Origin of the sequence: Actinomyces slackii, assembly GCF_900637295.1 — a bacterium.
Classification (GTDB): Bacteria; Actinomycetota; Actinomycetes; order Actinomycetales; family Actinomycetaceae; genus Actinomyces; species Actinomyces slackii.
On record NZ_LR134363.1, the window covers coordinates 55312 to 74113 of the forward strand.

Below are 18802 nucleotides of genomic sequence, written 5' to 3' on the forward strand. Positions count from 1 at the left end.
TTCCTGCTGCGACGTGGTGGGAGCGGGCCTCAGCCCAGGTGGTCGACCATCTCGTGGGACAGGTCCCGCAGGCGCGGGTAGGTCTCCATGTACTTGGCCAGGTAGAACTGGTACTCCTCGTGGACCTCGGGGCGGGGCTCGATGCGGTCGGTCTCGCGCACCATGTTGCGGGCGGCATCCTGGATGGAGTGGTACTGCCCGGCGCCCACGGCCGCCAGCATGCACGAGCCCAGGACGACGGCGTCGCCCACCTCGGTCAGGGTCACCGGCACCCCGGTGACGTCGGCGTGCATCTGCATCCAGTCCCTGGACTTGGTGGCCCCGCCGCAGGCGACGAGCTCGGTGGAGGCGAAGCCGGCGTCCTCGAAGGCCTTGAGCACGTGGGCGGTTCCGTAGCACACGGACTCCTGAATGGCCCGGTAGAACTGCTCGGGGGTGGTGCCCAGGGTCAGGCCCCACACGATGCCGCGGGCCTTGGAGTCGGTGTAGGGGGTGCGGTTGCCCTGGAAGTACTCGTTGATGATGAGCCCGTTGGAGCCGATGGGCACATCGGCGCTGCGCTCATCGAGGACCTTGTAGGGGTTGTAGCCCAGCCGCTCGGCGGCCGCCGTGACATCGCGCGTGAAGTTGTCCTTGAACCACTTGAGCACGGATCCCGAGGAGACCAGGCCGCCCTCGCAGGTGTACTGGCCGGGCAGGACGCCGTCGGTGTAGCCGCCGAAGAAGCCCTGGCCGTGCAGGGCCTTGGGCGACTGGCCGGTGATGACGTGGGAGGAGCCGGTGATGACCGCGGTCTTGCCCGGCTCGACCACGCCCAGGCCGATCTGACCGGCCCAGGCGTCGGGGCAGCCCTGGGCCACGGGAGTGCCGGGCAGCAGGCCCAGCTCCTGGGCGGCGGAGGCGGTCAGGCCGCCGACGGGCGCGCCCAGGTCCAGGATGCGCTCGGGGATCTTGTCGAAGACGTCGCCGCAGCCGATGTGCTCGTAGAACTCCACGGGCCAGCCGCCCTTGTCCCGGTTGTAGTACATGCGCAGGGCGGCGGAGTTGATGTTGAGGGTCCACTCGCCCGTCAGCCTGTGGTTGACCCATTCGGGGGCGTCGACGAGGCGGTGGGCGGCCCGGTAGGTCTCCGGCTCGTTCTCCTTGAGCCAGGCGGCCTTGAAGGGGTACCACTCGGCGGTGGCGCCCATGGTGCCCCCGCCGTTGTAGAGGCGGGCCCAGTGGTCGATGGTCTCGGCGCGGGCGGCCTGCTCGGTGGCGCGCACATCCATCCACATGATGGCCGGGCGCAGCTCGCGGCCGCTCTTGTCCACGGCGACGACGGTCATGGTGGTGGCGTCATAGGAGATGCCGGCGATATGCCGCCCGGGGATGCCGGTCTCGTTGAGCACCCGGTAGACCGAGGCCTTGAGGGCGTCCCACCACTCCGTGGGGCTCTGCTCGGCCTGCCCCGGCCGAGGGTGGTGGGTGGTGTAGGGGGTGGCGGCGAAGGCGATCGGGTGACCGGCCAGGTCGAAGATCGCGGCGCGGCAGGACTCGGTGCCGTAGTCGATGCCGAGGAGGTAGGGGCCTTCGTATCCGGGGCTGACCATCGTTGGTCTCCGTTCTGCGGTAGTGGCCGGCTGGCCGCCGGCGGGTCTGCGGTGGGCTGATCAGTCGATCGGTCGGTCGGTCGGGCCGGCGGGCCCCAGGCCTGCCGGCGGCTCTCAGATGACGGGGTCGTTGTCCTCGGTCCATCCCAGCTCGTGCCACAGCTCGGCCGGGATGAGCCGGTCGATGCGGTCCAGGACGTGGGTGGGGCGCTCGGCGGGGTCCAGGGCGAGGGCCTCCTCGAGGGTCGACTCGCCGGTCAGCGGCATGGCGGAGTGCATGCCGGTGCGCACAGCCATCTGGATATCCGTGCTCAGGCGGTCGCCGACCATGATCGCCCCGGCGGGGTCGAGGTCGAGATCGCCCAGCGCGGCGGTGAGCATGATGGGGTTGGGCTTGCCGACGACGACCTCGCAGGGGGTCTGGGTGCAGGCCTCGATGGCCGCGGTGATGGCGGCGCAGTCCGGCTCGCCCCGTCCCTGCGGGAAGGGGCAGAACCGGTCGGGGTTGGTGGCCACCAGGGTGGCGCGCCTGTGGTACCAGATGGCGTCGAAGGCGATCTGGAGCTTGCGGTAGTCGAAGCCCCGGTCATAGGAGGCCACGACGACGTCGATCTCCTCGGGGTTGTCGCTCATGGGGATCCCGGCCTGGGCGAAGGCGCGGATGAGGGGCTCCTCCGCGATGGGGAAGACGGTGGCGCCGGGCCGGTTGGCCAGGAGCCAGCGCGTCATGACCACCACCGTGTTGGCGATCTCCTCCACGGGGGTCTCCAGGCCCAGGCGCGCGAGCTTCTCGGCGTACTGGTCGGGGTCCTTGGTGGGGTTGTTGGACAGGAAGCGCACCGGAAGGCCGCGCCGCCGCAGCTCGACCACCAGGCGCTTGGCCCCCGGCAGGAGGTCGTCGCCCAGGTAGATGGTGCCGTCCATGTCGAAGACGTAGGCGTCGTGGAGACGGGTCGGCCAGGCGGTCAGGTCGGTGGGGGCTGCGGACATGCGAGGGCCTCTCGGATCGCTGGACTGGGGCTCAGCCCGCCACGGGCAGGAGCACGAGGTGCAGGACGGTGGTCATGAGCCAGATGGAGCCCGCCGGGGGGTCGATGTGGGTGTCCCCATGGTTCTGGAAGGCGCGGGCCACCCATTCGCAGACGAAGGCGGTGATGATGCCGAAGCAGGTTCCCAGCAGCAGGGCCACCAGGCCGGAGCCGGAGACCGTGAGGAAGGAGATGGCCGACAGCCCGGCGATGATGGTCATGTGGTGGGTCACCGGCATCTTCAGTCCCGAGGCCACCGCGAAGATGCACAGCGCGGAGAAGGCGAAGGGGATGGTCTGGGCGTTGGCGACGATCTGGCCGTAGGTCTCGATGTCCTGGCCCATCGGGACGATGTAGGAGGCGATCATGGTCGCGGCGCCGGCGGCCATGAGGGAGGCGCCCAGGGAGACGGTGAGGATCTGTCCGGGGGTCTGCTGCCAGGGCAGCCAGAAGACCTTGTCATCGGGCCTGGTGGGGGCGTGGAGGACCGGGGTCGAGCCGAAGACCAGGCGCACGACGATGGCGGAGGTGAAGACCGTCAGGGCCACCGAATCGGTGTGGGCCCCGAACCACGGGATGTGGGTGATGAGGCGCTGGAGGATGTAGCCCCCGACTCCGAAGGCGCCGGCCACCAGGAGCACATCGGGGCGGCCCAGTCCGGCCAGCGGGGTGTTGATGTCCTTGCCCCCGCCCTCCAGCAGGCCCTTCCTCCCGGCATAGGCGGCTGCGGCCACGCCTCCGGCGAAGGCGATGTGGGGGCCGAACACCGGTCCGAAGGCCACGTAGTCCAGGATCGTCGTCGATCCGGTGCCGGCCAGGGCGCCGAATCCGATGATGATGGACACGCCGGTGAAGCCGAAGGCGTAGTTCGCCCCGACCATCGCCCCCAGGATCCCGCCGGCGAAGGCGGCCAGGAGCCAGAAGAGGTCCAGGTTCTCCAGCAGCATGAATGCTGTATCAGGTGTCATGTCTTCGTCCTTGAGATCGTGACGGATGAATGCGCGTATCCGGGGGCGGGCGAGTGATCGCCGGCCCCTGCGCCCGGGTGCTCGGGCTCAGGCCCGAGCGCCGGGCTCGTAGGACTCCAGGGCGGCGACCTTGGGCGCCGAGGGCGAGGCCGGGTCGAAGGTGTGGCCGAGCCATTCGCGGGCCAGGCGGCGGGCCAGCTCCAGGCCGATGACCCGCTGTCCCAGGGTGAGGACCTGGGCGTTGTTGGACAGGACGAGGCGCTCGACGGAGAAGGAGTCGTGGGCCACCGAGGCGCGGATGCCCGGCACCTTGTTGGCGGCGATGGCCACGCCCATTCCGGTGCCGCACACGAACAGGCCTCGATCCGCCTTGCCCTCGGCGATGAGTCGCGCGCCGGTGACGGCGACATGGGGGTAGTCGATGTCCTCCCCGGCCGCAACGCCGACGTCGATGACCTCATCGACCCTGGCATCGGCCTCCAGATCCGCCTTGAGGGCCTCCTTGTACTCGAGGCCGGCTGAGTCCGCGGCGACGACGATCCGATATCCCATTGACGGCCTCCCTGCTCATCCGCGCCCTGCCCGACATCTGTGTCAGCGGTGTCAGCGCATCCGGTGCGTCCGCGGCTCGGGCCGCAGAACTGCCACGCGGTCGTTACTGTGTGGTGACAATTCTGGAGCACCCTGCCGCGGATGGCGATGCCCTGCACACATGAGCATATGCCCATCCCGTCCTTTTGCGGCCCGGAAGAGCGGTGCTACCGTGCCTCAGCCGATGCGGTTCGGCTCGCAGTGACCTGAGAAGTGACCTGAGCCCGCCTCAGGCTCGGGGCCCTCGCGGCGCCGGGCGGCGGTCGACACACCCGCCGCGCGCTCACGCATGCGCGTCCTGCCGAACGGTTCGTTAATGTGTCTCTTGACGCTATTCGTCGCCTCAGCCGCACGAGCCCGCAGGCCCGCTCCGCAGCACCCGTCCAAGGAGAACCGTTCATGACCACAGCCCCGCTGCTGACCGATCTCGACCACCAGGCCATCGCCGTGTCCAAGGCCCTGGCGGCCGACGCCGTCGAGAAGGCCGGATCCGGGCACCCCGGCACCCCCATCTCCCTGGCCGGCGTGGCCTACCTGCTCTACCAGCGCGAGATGGCCTGCGACCCGGCCGACGCCGACTGGCTGGGCCGGGACCGCTTCGTGCTGTCCATCGGGCACGCCTCCCTGCTGCAGTACATCCAACTGGCCCTGGCCGGGTACGGCCTGGAGATCGAGGACATCGCCAACCTGCGCCAGTGGGGCTCCCTGACCCCGGGCCATCCCGAGTTCGGGCACACCGCCGGGGTGGAGACCACCACCGGCCCGCTGGGCGCCGGCATCGCCAATGCCGTGGGCATGGCCATGGCGGCTCGCCGCCAGCACGGCCTGCTCGACGCCGGAGCCGCCCCCGGCGAGTCCGTCTTCGACCACCGCGTCTACACCATCGTGGGCGATGGCTGCCTCCAGGAGGGCGTGGCCTCCGAGGCCGCCTCCCTGGCCGGGACCCAGGAGCTGGGCAACCTCATCGCCATCTACGACGACAACGACATCTCCATCGAGGGCGACACCGACATCGCCTTCACCGAGGACCCCTCGGCCCGCTTCGAGGCCTACGGCTGGCAGGTGCTCGACGTCGACTGGAGCGCCGGGGGCCAGTACCGCGAGGACTACGAGGCCCTGCACGCGGCCCTGGAGGAGGCCCGCGCCGAGACCGGGCGACCCAGCCTCATCCGCCTGCGCACCATCATCGCCTGGCCCTCCCCCACCAAGCAGGGCGACGAGGCCTCCCACGGCGCCAAGCTGGGCGCCCAGGAGGTCGCCGGTCTCAAGGAGGCCCTGGGCCTGGACCCCGAGCAGGACTTCCAGGTGCCCCAGGAGGTCCTGGCCCACACCCGTGGCCAGGCCGCCGCGCGCGCCGCGCGGGCGCGGGCCGACTGGGACGCCCGCTTCGAGGCCTGGCGCACCGCCAACCCCGAGGCCGCCGCTCTGCTGGAGCGCCTGCGCGCCGGAGAGCTGCCCGAGGGTCTGGAGGACGCCCTGCCGCGGTGGGAGCCCGGCGAGGCCGTGGCCACCCGCTCGGCCTCCGGCAAGACGCTCTCCGCCCTGGCTCCGGTGGTTCCCGAGCTGTGGGGCGGATCGGCCGACCTGGCCGGCTCCAACAACACCTCCATGGCGGGTGAGCCGTCCTTCCTGCCGGCCTCCATCGCCGCCAAGGAGGGGGATGGGCCCTACGGGCGCACCATCCACTTCGGGGTGCGCGAGCACGCCATGGGGTCGATCCTCAACGGCATCGCCCTGGATGGCCTGACCCGCCCCTACGGGGGCACCTTCATGGTCTTCTCCGACTACATGCGCCCAGCGGTGCGCCTGGCCGCGCTCATGGGCATCGGATCGATCTTCGTGTGGACCCACGACTCCATCGGCGTGGGCGAGGACGGCCCCACTCACCAGCCGATCGAGCACCTGGCGGCCCTGCGGGCCATTCCGGGGCTGTCCGTGGTCCGGCCGGCTGACGCCAATGAGACGGCGGCGGCCTGGGCGGAGATCCTGCGCCGCCGCCGTGAGCCCGCGGGGCTGGTCCTCTCGCGCCAGAACCTCACCGTGCACGCCACGGCCCAGGCCGCCGCCGAGGGCGTTAGTCGCGGCGCCTATGTGCTGGCCGAGGCCACTGACGCCTCCGGGCGGCAGACGGCGCCCGCCGTCGTCCTGGTCGCCACCGGCTCGGAGGTGGGCGTGGCCATGGAGGCGCGCGAGCGGCTCAGCAGCGCCGGCACGCCGACCCGCGTGGTCTCGGCGCCCTGCCTGGAGTGGCTCGCCGAGCAGGATGAGGACTACCGCTCCTGGCTCCTGCCCGCTGAGGCCGTGCGCGTCTCGGTGGAGGCCGGCATCAGCATGGGCTGGCGCGAGATCGTGGGCGATGGCGGTGCCATCGTCTCCCTGGACCACTACGGCGCCTCGGCTCCCGGGGCCCGTCTGTTCCAGGAGTACGGCTTCACCGGTGACAACGTCGCCGAGGTGGCGACCAGGGCGCTGTCACGGGCCTGAGCGGCATCCGGTCAGGGGCGGCGGCCTGCGCATCAGCGGGGCGCCGCCCCTGACTGCACCCTGGCTGAGCGCCAGGGAGCCGGACCACGCCTACGTTGATCAGGGTTGACCCGCCCTGCCCGGGCGGAGAAAATTCCCGGACCATCTGATGACATCGGCGGCGCGCCCCGCCCGGGCGCCGGCCGCATCACCGGGAAGGAGCCCAGCCCATGACCTTCGATCACAGCGCTCCGCAACCGCCCGACGGCGCGCAGCAGGCAGCGCACAGCGACTCCCAGTCCCCGTGGAAGGCCCGCCGATGGCGGTTCTTCTGGCCCACGGTGGCCGCGGCCGTCCTCGTGTGGACGGTTGCGTTGGTCATCTGCTTCGCCACGATTCACGCCTCGGGCCAGCGCGGCCTGACCCGCTTCATCCTCGTCGGCCTGGGGGCGGGCCTGGTCTACGCCGTCAGGACGCTCAACCAGACTCAAGTGGCCAAGGAGATAGAGCAGGAGAGAAAAGCGGCCGGATACGGCAGCGGCTATGGCCAGGTTCCCGGCCAAGCGGGGACGCAGCCCCCTGCCGGCTACGGCCAGGTTCCCGGCCAGACGGGGGCGCAGCCTCCCGCCGGCTACGGCCAGGTTCCCGGCCAGACGGGGGCGCAGCCTCCTGCCGGCTATGGTCAGGTTCCCGGCCAGCCTCCGACGGGCTCCTGAACCGCGAGCCGATCCGGCCGCGGCAGGGCCCCGGCATTCATGTCACCGGCTCCCGATAGCCTTCCCCCATGCCGGCTGCCAAGACTGCGAGAGCCCCCAAGACCTCCTACTGCTGCACCGAATGCGGCTGGTCGAGCCCCAAGTGGCTGGGCCAGTGCCGCGAGTGCCGCGCCTGGGGGACCCTGGAGGAGACCGCTGCCGGCTCCCAGGCCGTCGGCGCGGCGGCCCTGGCGGCCTCACCGGCGCGTCCTGCGGCCCCGGCCCTGCCCATCGGCCAGGTCAGCGCCAGCCAGGCACGCGCCCGATCCACGGGGGTCGGCGAGCTGGATCGGGTCCTGGGAGGCGGGATCGTGCCGGGCGCCGTCGTCCTGCTGGCCGGTGAGCCGGGGGTGGGCAAGTCCACCCTCCTGCTCGATGTGGCCGCCACCTGCGCCGCGGTCAGCCGGGAGCAGGGCCACGGGCCGGTCCTCTACGTCACCGGGGAGGAGTCCGCCTCCCAGGTGCGCCTGCGGGCCGAGCGCATCGACGCCATCGATCCTGCGCTCCTGCTGGCCGCGGAGACGGAGCTGGGGGCCCTGCTGGGGCATGTTGAGGCCGCCTCCCCCAGTCTCCTGGTCGTCGACTCCGTCCAGACCATCGCCTCGGCCCAGGTCGAGGGCAGCGCCGGGGGCGTGACCCAGGTGCGGGCGGTGGCCGGCGCACTGATCGCCGTGGCTAAGGAGCGGGGGATCCCGGTCCTGCTCGTGGGGCATGTGACCAAGGACGGCGGTATCGCCGGCCCCCGCGTCCTGGAGCACCTGGTCGACGTCGTCGCCCAGTTCGAGGGGGACCGCCACGGCCGCCTGCGCCTGCTGCGGGCGGTGAAGAACCGCTACGGGCCCACCGATGAGGTGGGCTGCTTCGACCTGGGCGAGCGGGGCATCGTGGGCCTGGCCGATCCCTCGGGACTGTTCCTGTCCGCCGCGCGCTCCCAGGTGCCGGGAACCTGCGCCACGGTGACCCTGGAGGGGCGCCGGCCCATGCCCGTCGAGGTCCAGGCCCTGGTGGCCGCCTCGGGGGGAGGCTCGCCGCGCCGCACCACCTCGGGGGTGGACCACTCGCGGGTGGCCATGGCCCTGGCCGTGCTCAGCGCCCGCATGCGGGTGGACACAACCGCCTCCGATGTCTACGTCTCCACCGTGGGCGGGGCCCGGGCCGTCGAGCCCGCCACGGATCTGGCCGTGGCCATCGCCATCGTCTCGGCGGCCAGGGACCTGCCGGCACCACCGGGCCTGATCGCCGTCGGCGAGGTGGGGCTGACCGGAGAGGTGCGCGCCACCGTCGGCGTCCAGCGCCGCCTGGCCGAGGCCGCGCGCCTGGGCTTCGACCGGGCCATCGTCCCCCTTCCCGGATCCGAGGAGCTGCGGGAGGTGGCTGGCATGCAGGTGCTGCCCGTCTCCCATGTGGGCGAGGCCATGGGCGCGGCTCTGCCACAGGGATGACCACCGCTGCCTGTGGGGGATCCCAATGGGGCCGCCGGGCGCATGCCGATACCATGGAGACCGCACAACCACCTGACCAGGAGACACAGATGCTTGAGGCCGCCAGCCAGCTGCGCGAGACTCTGGCGCTCATCGCCCCGGGCACCGTGCTGCGCGATGGCCTGGAGCGCATCCTGCGCGGACGCACCGGCGCCATCATCGTGCTGGGCTTCGACCCGGTGGTCGAGGCGATCTCCTCAGGCGGGTTCCACCTGGACGTCGAGCTCTCCGCCGCCCGACTGCGCGAGCTGGCCAAGATGGACGGCGGTGTCGTGGTGGACATGGACACCTCCCGCATCCGGCGCGCCAATGTCCAACTGCTGCCCAACGCCTCCATCCAGACCTCGGAGACGGGCATGCGTCACCGCACCGCCGAGCGCGTGGCCCGCCAGACCGGCTACCCGGTGATCTCGGTGAGCCAGTCCATGCGGATCATCTCCCTGTACGTCGATGGCAAGCGCCATGTCCTGGAGCCCAGCGAGTCCATCCTGGCCAGTGCCAATCAGGCCCTGGCGGCCCTGGAGCGCTACAAGGCGCGGCTGGACCAGACCTCCGCGGGCCTGGACTCCCTGGAGATCGAGGACCTGGTCACCGTGCGGGACGTGACCTCGGTGCTCCAGCTCATGGAGATGGTCCGGCGCATCTCCGCCGATATCGACGCCTACGTCCTGGAGCTGGGAACCGACGGGCGGCTCCTGGCCCTCCAGGTCGAGGAGCTCACCCGCGGCCTCATGGCCGAGCACGGCTTCCTCCTGGAGGACTACCTGCCCACCGGCATGGAGATCTCCGCGGTGGAGGCGCGCTTGAAGTGGGTGGGCTCGCCCGCCCTGCTGGACCTGGCCATGGTGGCCCGCTCCATGGGACTGGGGGGAATCGACGGCCAGGACCTGGACGCCCAGGTCTCCCCCCGGGGACTGAGGATCCTGTCCAAGATCCCCCGCCTCCCGGTGGTCACCGCCCGCGCGGCTGTTGAGCGCTGGGGCTCCCTCCAGCTCATCCTGGGGGCCTCCATCGAGGAGCTCGCCGCCGTGGAGGGCGTGGGCCCCCAGCGCGCCCGCACCCTGCGCGACGGCCTGTCCCGCCTGGCCGAGATCTCCATCGTCGACCGCTACACCTGATTCGGCGATCATTCATCGATCGCCGATCATTCGTCGATCTCCGCGGGCCGGCTCAGGGCGGCAAGGATCGGCGCGCGGCCTCAGTGGATGGCGAAGACCGTGTCCTGGTTCAGATCCGCGCCCCCCAGGGTGAAGCGGTAGCGGTAGGTCCCCGCGCCGGCCACCTCTCCCGCCAGGGCCGGGGTCGCGGTGGGGCCGGGGGATGCGCTGGCCTGAGGGTCGGGCGTCGTCGCCTGCGAGGGGGCCGGTGCGGTGGCCACCGCGCAGTCGGAGGTCGCCACGTAGCCGTTCCACTCCAGGCTGACCTCAGCGGCCGAGCCCTTTGCCAGCAGCAGGCGCCGCTCCGAGGCGCCCACGGGGCAGACGGTCGAGTCCCAGACCTGATGGTCGCCGGAGGTGATGACCACACCCAGAGAGGAGGCGCCCGCGTCGAGCAGGCAGGACAGGTCGGCCGTATTGGTGATGACCAGGGAGAAGGCGGCTCCCTGTCCCGGGCTCAGGGACTCCGGGCCAGTGGCCTCGACCGTCAGGGCCTGCGGGTCGCAGGGCTGCGGGTCGGGGTAGACGGTCTGGGTCTGCGCCGCGGCCTTGTCCTCATCCTGGGTCCGGATGGTGTCCCGCACCCAGATGACCCCGGCGATGGCACCGGCCACCAGGGCGATGAGGACCAGCAGGATGATGACAACGGCCATCGTGCGCCGCAGGCCGTATCGGGGACGCGGGGTGGTCCGACGTCGAGCGCCCAGGGCTTTGAGACGGGCCCCTCCCCGTGGCCATACGCCCACGGCGCGACCGGAGCGCCCCGGTCGACCCGCCTGGGTGGAGGTGGCACGGGAGGACCGGGCCGTGCCCGGGGCCGCCTGCCGGGTGGCGCGCCGTGCGCCCTGCTGGCCCCGCTGGGCCTGGCCGCGCCCCGCCCGGGCGGATGCTGCGCCTCGCGCACTGCCGGTGCCACGGGCTGCTCCCGCGCCGCGCGCTACTCCCGCGCCGCGCGGGCCACCGGAGCCGCCGGCACCGCGGCTGCCCGCACGCGCGGCGCCGCCTCGGCCCGCCGGGCGCCCCGACCCCCTGCCGGACTGTCGCGTCCCGGAGCCGGGCGCACCCTGCTGACCGGATCGGCCGGCCTGACCGGAGCGCTCGGGCTGGCCCGACTGGCGAGGCCGCGACTGCGCCGCCCGCGAGGCGCCCGAGGCACGGGCCTTGCCCCGCCCCGATCCGCGCCCACTGCGTTTGCGTCCCTTGGCCATGCGCCTGACTCTACCTGCGAGCCGCAGCCGCCCGGCGCCCCGGTGGGGCCCGGCGCGCCGGGCCCCGTCCCGCGGGCCCATCCCGCAGGGGGCCGGCGCGGGCGCCTACTCCTCGTGGAGGGTGTAGGTGAAGTCGTGGGACTGGCCCACCTCCAGGGTGATGAGGTCGCGCCCTGAGTTGAAGGCATTGGGCGGGCAGGTCATGGGCTCAACCGCCACGCCCCGGCGGCCCAGCTGGTCATCGGTGTAGATCTGCACCCAGGGGGCGTCGGCCCCCATGACGACGGCGCGGCCCTCAGGATCGCAGAGCCTGACCTGCCAGGGCTCGGCGGGCAGCCCCAGGTAGGCGTTGTCGGTGGAGGTCTGCCCCACGAGCCTGCCCGAGCGCCAGTCCCACTCGGTGCCCTCCACGCTGCGCTCGCCCGCCGGCGCCATGGTCTGCGGGTCGACGTCGAGGACCCGGCAGGCCGGCACGGTCAGCGTGCACTCCTCCAGCGGAGCCGGGCGGGTCAGGTAGGGGTGGCAGGACACCCCGTAGGGCGCGGGCAGGGGGAGGCCGGCCTCCTGGGGAGCCCCGGGGACATCGGCCGCCGGCAGGGCGGCCCCGAGACTGGTCGTCGTCGTGACGACGCGCAGACCCGCCTCCCCCAGGGTGAAGCGGACCTGGACCTGCAGGGCCCAGGGGTAGGCGTAGCTGCCGGGCTGGCACAGGCCCACCAGCACCTCGGAGGCGGACTGCTCGATCACCTGGAAGTCGCTCCACCCCACCAGGCCGTGGAGCGCCGAGCCGGTCTCCGGCTCATTGCACGCCAGCAGGTAGTCCACTCCCCCATAGGTGTAGCGGGAGCCGGCCACGCGGTTGGGCCAGGGCACCAGGGTCTTGCCCTGCCAGCCGCCCGGCAGGCTCGCCTCGGCGTCGAAGGGCACCACGAGGTCGCGCCCGCCGCGGCGCAGATGGACCAGTGTGGCCCCGCAGGTGGCGATCCGTGCCTGGTAGTCACCCGCCGCCAGATCGATGAGCTCGCCGTTGATCATGATGCCGTCCTCGTCGTCGGGAATCGCGGATGCCGGGGCTGCCGGCATCGGGAGCCTACACGCCTGCGGTGCGGCCGCCCACCTGCGCCTCCTTGGCGGAGGCCGATGAGCTCGCCTCGGCGGCGACGGCCTCCAGGTCGCGCCCGATGCCGGCGGCGGCGTAGGCCCCCACGAGCCCTTCGAGGAAGGGCGCCCCGGACAGGCGGGTGCGGGACGCGGTCTCAGGGGTCAGCCGCTCGATGCCGGCCTCCGCGCTCATGACGCCGCTGCCCAGATCGGTCAGGACCAGGACCCCGCCGCCGCTGGAGGAGGCCACCGCGGTGACGGCCCGGGCCACGGCGGCCCCGTCGGTCCCCAGTCCGCCGTCGGGCAGGCCCGCGGCGATCTCAACGGTCACCTCCACCGATCCCACCAGCCGCCTGGTCATCTCCAGGGCGGCCTGGGCCAGGGCGCGCGAGTGCGAGACCAGGACCAGCCCGACCTGCCGGGACTGAGCATCCCCATGGGAACCATCAGGCATGTCAGCCCTGCCAGGGTCCCCAGCGTCCTCGGCGGCCCCAGAGTCCTCAGCATCCTCGGCGGCCTGGCCACCGGCCCGGGCGGCCTGGCCGGGCTGGCCGGGCTGGCCGGACTCGGTGGGCTGAGCACTGGCCTGGGTGGCCTGGCCGGGCTCGGCGGCCTCGGGCGCCAGCTGGGGCTCACCGGCGCCTGCCTCGCGGGCGACCTCGGCCAGGGCCTGGAGGATGAGGGCGGTGGAGGCCGCGCCGGGGTCGGTGTGCCCGATGGAGCGCTCGGCCAGGTAGGAGGCGCGCCCCTTGGTGGCCATCATCGGCGTGGTGGCGTCCCTGCCGTCGGCCGCCGCGGCGGCGGCGGCAGCGGTGGCGGCGGCCAGATCCTGCGGGTCGGCGGCCAGGGCGCGAAGAGCGGGGTACCAGGCGTCCAGCATGGTCTTCTCCCCCGCGGAGGCCCGCCCCCTGGAGGCGATCCCGGCGACCCCCGCCTCCACGGCCCCGGCCAGGGCCGGCCCATCCAGGCCGGTGGCGCTGGCCTGGGCGGCCCCCATGCGCATGAAGAAGGTTCCGTACAGCGGGCCAGAGGCACCGCCGACCGTCGAGACCAGGGTCATGCCGGTCTTCTTGAGCAGGGTCCCCACCGTCTCGAAGCTCCCGGCATCCAGCGCGGAGACGACGGCGGTCATGCCGCGCTTCATATTGGCGCCGTGGTCGGCATCGCCGATGGCCGCGTCCAGGGCGGTCAGCTCATCGGCGTGCTCGCCCACCAGCTCGGCGCTGCGCCGAAGCCAGGCCTCCAGGTCCCTGATCGTCAGCATCTGTCTCAGATCCCCCACCGCAGGCCCGGAGTGGACACCGGGGCGTCCCATAGGCGCAGCATCTCGTCGTCGGCCCTCACCAGGGTCAGGGAGCAGCCGGCCATGTCCAGACTCGTGATGTAGTTGCCCACCAGGCGGCGCTCAACGACCACCCCGGCATCCGCCAGGAGCCGGGCGACCTCGTCGTACATGAGGTAGAGCTCGAGCAGCGGGGTGCCGCCCATGCCGTTGAGCAGGGCGATGACGCCGCGACCATCGCCGGCGGGAAGCTCGGCCAGGATCGGCTCGACGAGCCGCGCGGCGATCTGCGAGGCCGGCGCGATGGGCTCGCGGTGGCGTCCGGGCTCGCCATGAATGCCGATGCCGATCTCCATCTCCTCCTCGGGCAGGTCGAAGGAGGGCTTGCCATTGGCGGGGACCGTGCACGAGGTCAGGGCCATCCCCATGGAGCGCCCCGCGTCATTGACCGCGGCGGCGATGCGGGCCACCTCCTCAAGCGACTGCCCCTCCTCGGCGGCGGCGCCGGCGATCTTCTCCACCAGCACGGTCACGCCCACGCCGCGGCGTCCCGCGGTGTAGAGGGAGTCCTCGACGGCGACATCGTCATTGGTCACCACGGTGGCCACCTGGATGCCGGACTCCATGTCCACGATCTCGGCGGCCATCTCGAAGTTCATGACGTCGCCGGTGTAGTTCTTGACAATGTGGAGCACCCCGGCCCCACGGTCCACGGCGGTGGTGGCGGCCACGATCTGGTCGGGGACGGGAGAGGTGAAGACCTCCCCGGCGCAAGCGGCGTCGAGCATGCCCGTGCCCACGAAGCCGCCGTGAAGGGGCTCATGGCCACTGCCCCCTCCGGAGATGATCGCCACCTTGCCCTGCTCCTTGGGGGTGGCCCGGTAGACGAGGCGGTTGTCGAGGTCGACCTCGAGCTCACCGGGGTGGGCAGCGGCCATGCCTGCCAGGGCATCCGCGACCACACTGTCAGCGGAGTTGATGAGTTTCTTCATAGGGATGACGCTACCGCGATCACCCCCCGGCCTTCCACCTGAGCAGTGCTCGAGGTCCCCTGCGCCGAGGTAGACATATCCCGCCGAGATCGACGGCGAATGCGTCTACCTCGGCGGGAGATGTCTACCTCGGCGTCAGGGAGTGCGGCGGCTCAGGATGCGCGGCGCTTGCCCACGATGTCCAGGGCGACGGCGCACAGCAGCACCAGGCCCTTGATCGCCTGCTGCCAGGCGGAGTCCACCGCCATGATGGACAGGCCCATGTTGAGCACGCCCATGATCAGGGCGCCGATAATCGCCCCCGAGACGCGCCCGATGCCTCCGGAGACCGCCGCTCCGCCGATGTAGGCGGCCGCGATGGCATCCATCTCGTAGAGGTTCCCGGCAGTGGAGACCGCCGCACCGGCGCGCGAGGTGGTGACGATGGCCGCCAGGGCCGAGAGCAGCCCCATGTTGACGAAGACCAGGAAGTCCACCCTGCGCACATTGATGCCCGAGAGCCGCGCGGCCTTGAGATTGCCGCCCACGGCGTAGATCTGGCGGCCGATCACGGTGCGGTTCATGATGAAGGAGTAGATGAGGATGACCACGCCCACGATGACCAGCACGATCGGGGTGCCGCCGGCGGAGTAGGCCAGGAGGGCCGTCAGGGCGCCGATCGCCGCGCTGTAGATCGCCAGCCGCACCACCGCGCCCCGCAGGGAGTCCACGGTGCGCCCGGCCGCCCGGGCGCGGCGTCGAGCGCGCATCTGGGAGTAGATGAGGGCGGCGATGGCGGACAGGCCGATGACGATGGTGACCCCGTCATAGTTCTTCAGGTAGCCCAGCCACGGCGGCAGGGAGCCATTGGCGATGGACACGAAGCTCGGCGGCAGGCCGGAGACCGTGCGCTGGACCAGCACCACGGTCAGGCCGCGGAAGATGAGCATGCCGCCCAGGGTGACGATGAAGGCGGGGATCCCCATGATCGCCACCCAGAATCCCTGCCAGCAGCCGATGAGAAGGCCCAGGGCCAGGGCGATGGCCACGGCCAGCGGCCAGGGCAGTCCCGAGCCCACCACCAGGAGCCCGATCACTCCGCCGATGAATCCCACCAGTGAGCCCACGGACAGGTCGATGTGGCGGGCGATGATCACCATGACCATGCCCACCGACAGGATCATGACGTAGGCGTTCTGCTGGATGAGGCTGGCGACGTTGTTGGGGGACAGCAGCAGGCCGCCGGTGAGGATCTGGAAGAAGATGATGATCGCCAGCAGCGCCGCCAGGATCCCGTACTGGCGCATATTGCGCCCCACATAGGCTGTCGCGTTCTTCATCGGTCCTCACCGTCCTTGTTCGCGGAGTCGCCCTCGTGGCGCTCCTGTGTGCTGTGTGCTGTCATCAGCGCCATGAGGCTCTCCTGGTCGGCCTGGCCGCGGGGCAGCTGGCCGGTGATGCGGCCCTGGCTCATGGCGTAGATGCGGTCGCAGATCCCCAGCAGCTCGGGCAGCTCGGAGGAGATGACCAGGACCGCCCTGCCGGAGTCGGCGAGCTCGTTGATGATCTGGTAGATCTCGTACTTGGCCCCCACGTCGATGCCGCGGGTGGGCTCATCGAGGATGAGGACCTCGGGGTCGGAGAACATCCACTTGGCCAGGACGACCTTCTGCTGGTTGCCGCCCGAGAGCGACCCCACCTCGGTGCTCAGCGACTCGGTCTTGATGCGCATCTCGCCGCGGTAGCGCTCGGCCACCTCCCGCTCGGCATGCTCGTCGACGACGCCGTGCGAGGCGATCTTGGCCAGGGCCGCCGCCGTCGTGTTGGTCTTGACGTCCTGGATGAGGTTGAGGCCCAGGACCTTGCGATCCTCGGGCACGTAGGCGATGCCCGCCGCGATGGCCCGGGCCACGGTATCGGTGGAGATCTCCTTGCCCTCCTTGAGCACGGTCCCCGAGATGCCGACGCCGTAGGAGCGGCCGAACAGGCTCATGGCCAACTCGGTGCGCCCGGCCCCCATGAGGCCTGCCAGTCCCACGATCTCTCCGCGGCGCAGGGACAGGGCGGCGCCGTCGACCACGGCCCGGGTGGTGTCCACGGGGTGGTGGACGGTCCAGTCGCGCAGCTCCAGGAGCTCCTCCCCCACATCGGAGGTGTGATCGGGATAGCGGTTGGACAGGGAGCGCCCCACCATGAGGCGGATGATCTCCTCCTCGTCGATGGCCTGCGGCCCGCGCAGGTCGGAGGTCTGGATGGTCTGCCCATCCCGGATGATGGTGGTGCGCTCGGCCACGCGGCAGACCTCGTTGAGCTTGTGGGAGATCATGACCATGGTGATGCCCTGATCGCGCAGCCCCTCCATGAGGGAGAGCAGGTGGGCGGAGTCCTCGTCGTTGAGGGCGGCGGTGGGCTCATCGAGGATGAGCAGGCGCACGTCCTTGGACAGGGCCTTGGCGATCTCCACGAGCTGCTGGTGGCCCACTCCCAGGTCCACCACTCGGGTGTGGGGCGGGATGTCCAGGCCGACGGTGGCCAGGAGCTCGGCCGCGGCCTCATTGGTGGCGTCCCAGTCGATGATGCCGCGGCGCGCCTTCTCGTTGCCCAGGAAGATGTTCTCGGCCACCGACAGGTACGGGCTCAGGGCCAGCTCCTGGTGGATGATGACGATGCCGGCCTCCTCGGAGTCGCGCAGGGAGCGGAAGGTCCTGGGCTCGCCGTCGTAGATGATCTCTCCGTCATAGGTGCCGGCGGGCCACACCCCGGACAGGACGTTCATGAGAGTGGACTTGCCGGCCCCGTTCTCCCCGCAGATGGCGTGGATCTCGCCGCGCCGAACCTCCAGGTTGACGTCGTCGAGGGCCTTGATGCCCCCGAAGGCCTTGGTGATGGAGCGCATCTGGAGAATGGGGGCGCTCATGACAGCCCCACCTCCTGGGCGCTGTAGTAGCCGGAGTCCACCAGGACCTCCTTGACGTTGTCGGCGTCCACGGAGACCGGGTCGAGCAGGTAGGAGGGCACGACGAGCTGGCCGTTGTCATAGGACTCGGTGTCATTGACCTCGACGGTCTCGCCCTTGGCGATCTGGTCGACCATGGTGGCGCAGCGCTCCCCCAGCAGGCGGGTGTCCTTGAAGACGGTCATGGACTGGGTGCCGGCGACGATCCTGGCGACATTGGCCTGATCGGCGTCCTGGCCGGTCAGGACCGGCCAGTTCTCGCCCCCGTAGCCGGCTGAGGACAGGGCCTGACTGACGCCCAGGGCGAGGGCGTCGTTGGGGCACAGGACGACGTCGACCCGGGTGGTGGAGCTGTAGAAGGAGTTGAGCCGGTTCTCCATCTCCGCCTGGGCCGCGGTGTTGGACCAGGCCTGGATGCCGATGGACTGCCACTTGTCCACCGAGGCGGGGAGCTTGCCCGAGGGGCACACGAGCTGTCCGCTGGAGATGTAGGGGCTCAGCGCGTCCCAGGCGCCCTCGAAGAAGAAGCGGGCGTTGTTGTCATCGGGGCTGCCGGCGAAGGGCTCGAAGTTGAACGGGCCGGCCCCGCTCTCAAGATCGAGGGCGTCGACGATGTAGGAGCCCTGAAGGGCGCCGACGTTGTAGTTGTCGAAGGTGACGTAGTAGTCCACGGCCTTGGTGTCGCGGATGAGCCGGTCGTAGGCGACCACGGTGGTGCCCAGGCGGGCGGCCGACTCCAGGACCGGGCCCAGGGCCGAGCCGTCGATGGCCCCCACGACGATCACCGCGGGGCTCTTGTTGACCATGGTCTGGATCTGGGAGTTCTGCTGCTCGACCTTGTTGTCGGCGAACTGGAGCTCGACCGAGTAGCCCTTGTCCTCCAGGAGCTCCTTGAGGTTGGCCCCGTCGCGGCTCCAGCGCTCGAGGTTCTTGGTGGGCATGGACACCCCGATGAGGGCGCCGGCACCGGCGCCTCCGTAGTAGTCGGCGGTTCGCTCGGCGGTGCAGGCGCTCAGCCCTGCGGCCGCCAGCGCGGTGGCCAGCAGGGCTGTCCTGCGGCTGGGGGCCGCGCGACCGGGCGGGAAGGGTGGTGCTGACGATGACATTGGGCCTCCTCACCTCGTGCATCGACGATGGCACATTTTGTTTCTCCACAATCTATATCATGATGAGACAAATGTCGAGACGTCGATCACACCAGATCGCTGCAGTCAGGGGCCGGCAGGGGGCACTTCTGGCACGTCGCGCC

Annotated in this window: 15 protein-coding genes and 1 pseudogene; 4 read left to right on the forward strand and 12 right to left on the reverse strand. The window is 71.2% G+C overall.

Translation table 11 applies throughout. The features are described from left to right. Positions 1–29: 29 nt before the first annotated feature. The 4 genes from EL266_RS00230 to EL266_RS00245 form a co-directional block, all read right to left on the reverse strand. Entirely contained in the window at positions 30–1592 is a 1563-nt protein-coding gene (locus tag EL266_RS00230; RefSeq protein WP_026427241.1) for an FGGY-family carbohydrate kinase, read from the reverse strand. Positions 1593–1706: 114 nt separating this feature from the next. Beyond that, positions 1707–2582 (reverse strand): HAD-IIA family hydrolase, encoded by an 876-nt coding sequence (locus tag EL266_RS00235; protein WP_034515031.1) that lies wholly within the window; start codon positions 2580–2582, stop codon positions 1707–1709. A gap of 31 nt (positions 2583–2613) precedes the next feature. Next, positions 2614–3588, reverse strand: coding sequence for a hypothetical protein (locus tag EL266_RS00240; protein ID WP_034515030.1), 975 nt, complete (start codon positions 3586–3588; stop codon positions 2614–2616). An 87-nt stretch (positions 3589–3675) separates the two neighbouring features. Beyond that, positions 3676–4140, reverse strand: a complete 465-nt coding sequence (locus tag EL266_RS00245) for a ribose-5-phosphate isomerase (RefSeq protein ID WP_026427238.1) — start codon at positions 4138–4140, stop codon at positions 3676–3678. A gap of 438 nt (positions 4141–4578) precedes the next feature. Between EL266_RS00245 and tkt the strand changes: the two genes are divergently transcribed. From tkt to disA, 4 genes are all read left to right on the forward strand, one after another. Continuing rightward, positions 4579–6663, forward strand: coding sequence for a transketolase (gene tkt, locus EL266_RS00250; RefSeq protein WP_026427237.1), 2085 nt, complete (start codon positions 4579–4581; stop codon positions 6661–6663). A gap of 209 nt (positions 6664–6872) precedes the next feature. Continuing rightward, positions 6873–7358: a hypothetical protein gene (locus EL266_RS00255; RefSeq protein ID WP_026427236.1), complete on the forward strand. Its 486-nt coding sequence runs from the start codon at positions 6873–6875 to the stop codon at positions 7356–7358. 68 nt (positions 7359–7426) lie between these two features. Then, positions 7427–8839, forward strand: a complete 1413-nt coding sequence (radA, locus tag EL266_RS00260) for a DNA repair protein RadA (protein WP_026427235.1) — start codon at positions 7427–7429, stop codon at positions 8837–8839. Positions 8840–8928: 89 nt separating this feature from the next. Then, positions 8929–9996, forward strand: a complete 1068-nt coding sequence (gene disA / locus EL266_RS00265; protein WP_026427234.1) for a DNA integrity scanning diadenylate cyclase DisA — start codon at positions 8929–8931, stop codon at positions 9994–9996. Between the two features lie 80 nt (positions 9997–10076). On the opposite strand, the gene EL266_RS00270 is transcribed toward disA, so the two are convergent. The 8 genes and pseudogenes from EL266_RS00270 to EL266_RS00300 form a co-directional block, all read right to left on the reverse strand. Continuing rightward, positions 10077–10688 carry a hypothetical protein gene (locus EL266_RS00270; RefSeq protein ID WP_034515029.1) on the reverse strand — a complete coding sequence of 204 codons (612 nt, stop codon included), beginning with the start codon at positions 10686–10688 and terminating at the stop codon, positions 10077–10079. Between the two features lie 660 nt (positions 10689–11348). Beyond that, positions 11349–12278, reverse strand: a complete 930-nt coding sequence (locus tag EL266_RS00275) for an aldose 1-epimerase family protein (RefSeq protein WP_026427232.1) — start codon at positions 12276–12278, stop codon at positions 11349–11351. Positions 12279–12333: 55 nt separating this feature from the next. Beyond that, a complete protein-coding gene (locus EL266_RS14005; protein ID WP_169719957.1) occupies positions 12334–12798 on the reverse strand; it encodes a PTS-dependent dihydroxyacetone kinase phosphotransferase subunit DhaM in 465 nt (154 codons plus the stop codon). Positions 12799–12999: 201 nt separating this feature from the next. Then, positions 13000–13659: pseudogene (gene dhaL, locus EL266_RS14010) on the reverse strand (dihydroxyacetone kinase subunit DhaL); the annotation flags it as partial. Further along, positions 13614–14618, reverse strand: a complete 1005-nt coding sequence (dhaK, locus tag EL266_RS00285; protein ID WP_026427231.1) for a dihydroxyacetone kinase subunit DhaK — start codon at positions 14616–14618, stop codon at positions 13614–13616. The pseudogene dhaL and the gene dhaK, both read right to left, overlap by 46 nt. Positions 14619–14770: 152 nt before the next feature. Continuing rightward, a complete protein-coding gene (gene mmsB / locus EL266_RS00290) occupies positions 14771–15937 on the reverse strand; it encodes a multiple monosaccharide ABC transporter permease (RefSeq protein ID WP_026427230.1) in 1167 nt (388 codons plus the stop codon). After that, on the reverse strand, positions 15934–17514 hold the full coding sequence (gene mmsA / locus EL266_RS00295; protein WP_051281280.1) for a multiple monosaccharide ABC transporter ATP-binding protein: 1581 nt from the start codon (positions 17512–17514) through the stop codon (positions 15934–15936). The genes mmsB and mmsA overlap by 4 nt, the downstream gene beginning before the upstream one ends. Further along, a complete protein-coding gene (locus EL266_RS00300; protein ID WP_051281279.1) occupies positions 17511–18659 on the reverse strand; it encodes a substrate-binding domain-containing protein in 1149 nt (382 codons plus the stop codon). Before EL266_RS00300 ends, mmsA begins: the two co-directional genes overlap by 4 nt. Positions 18660–18802 lie beyond the last annotated feature (143 nt).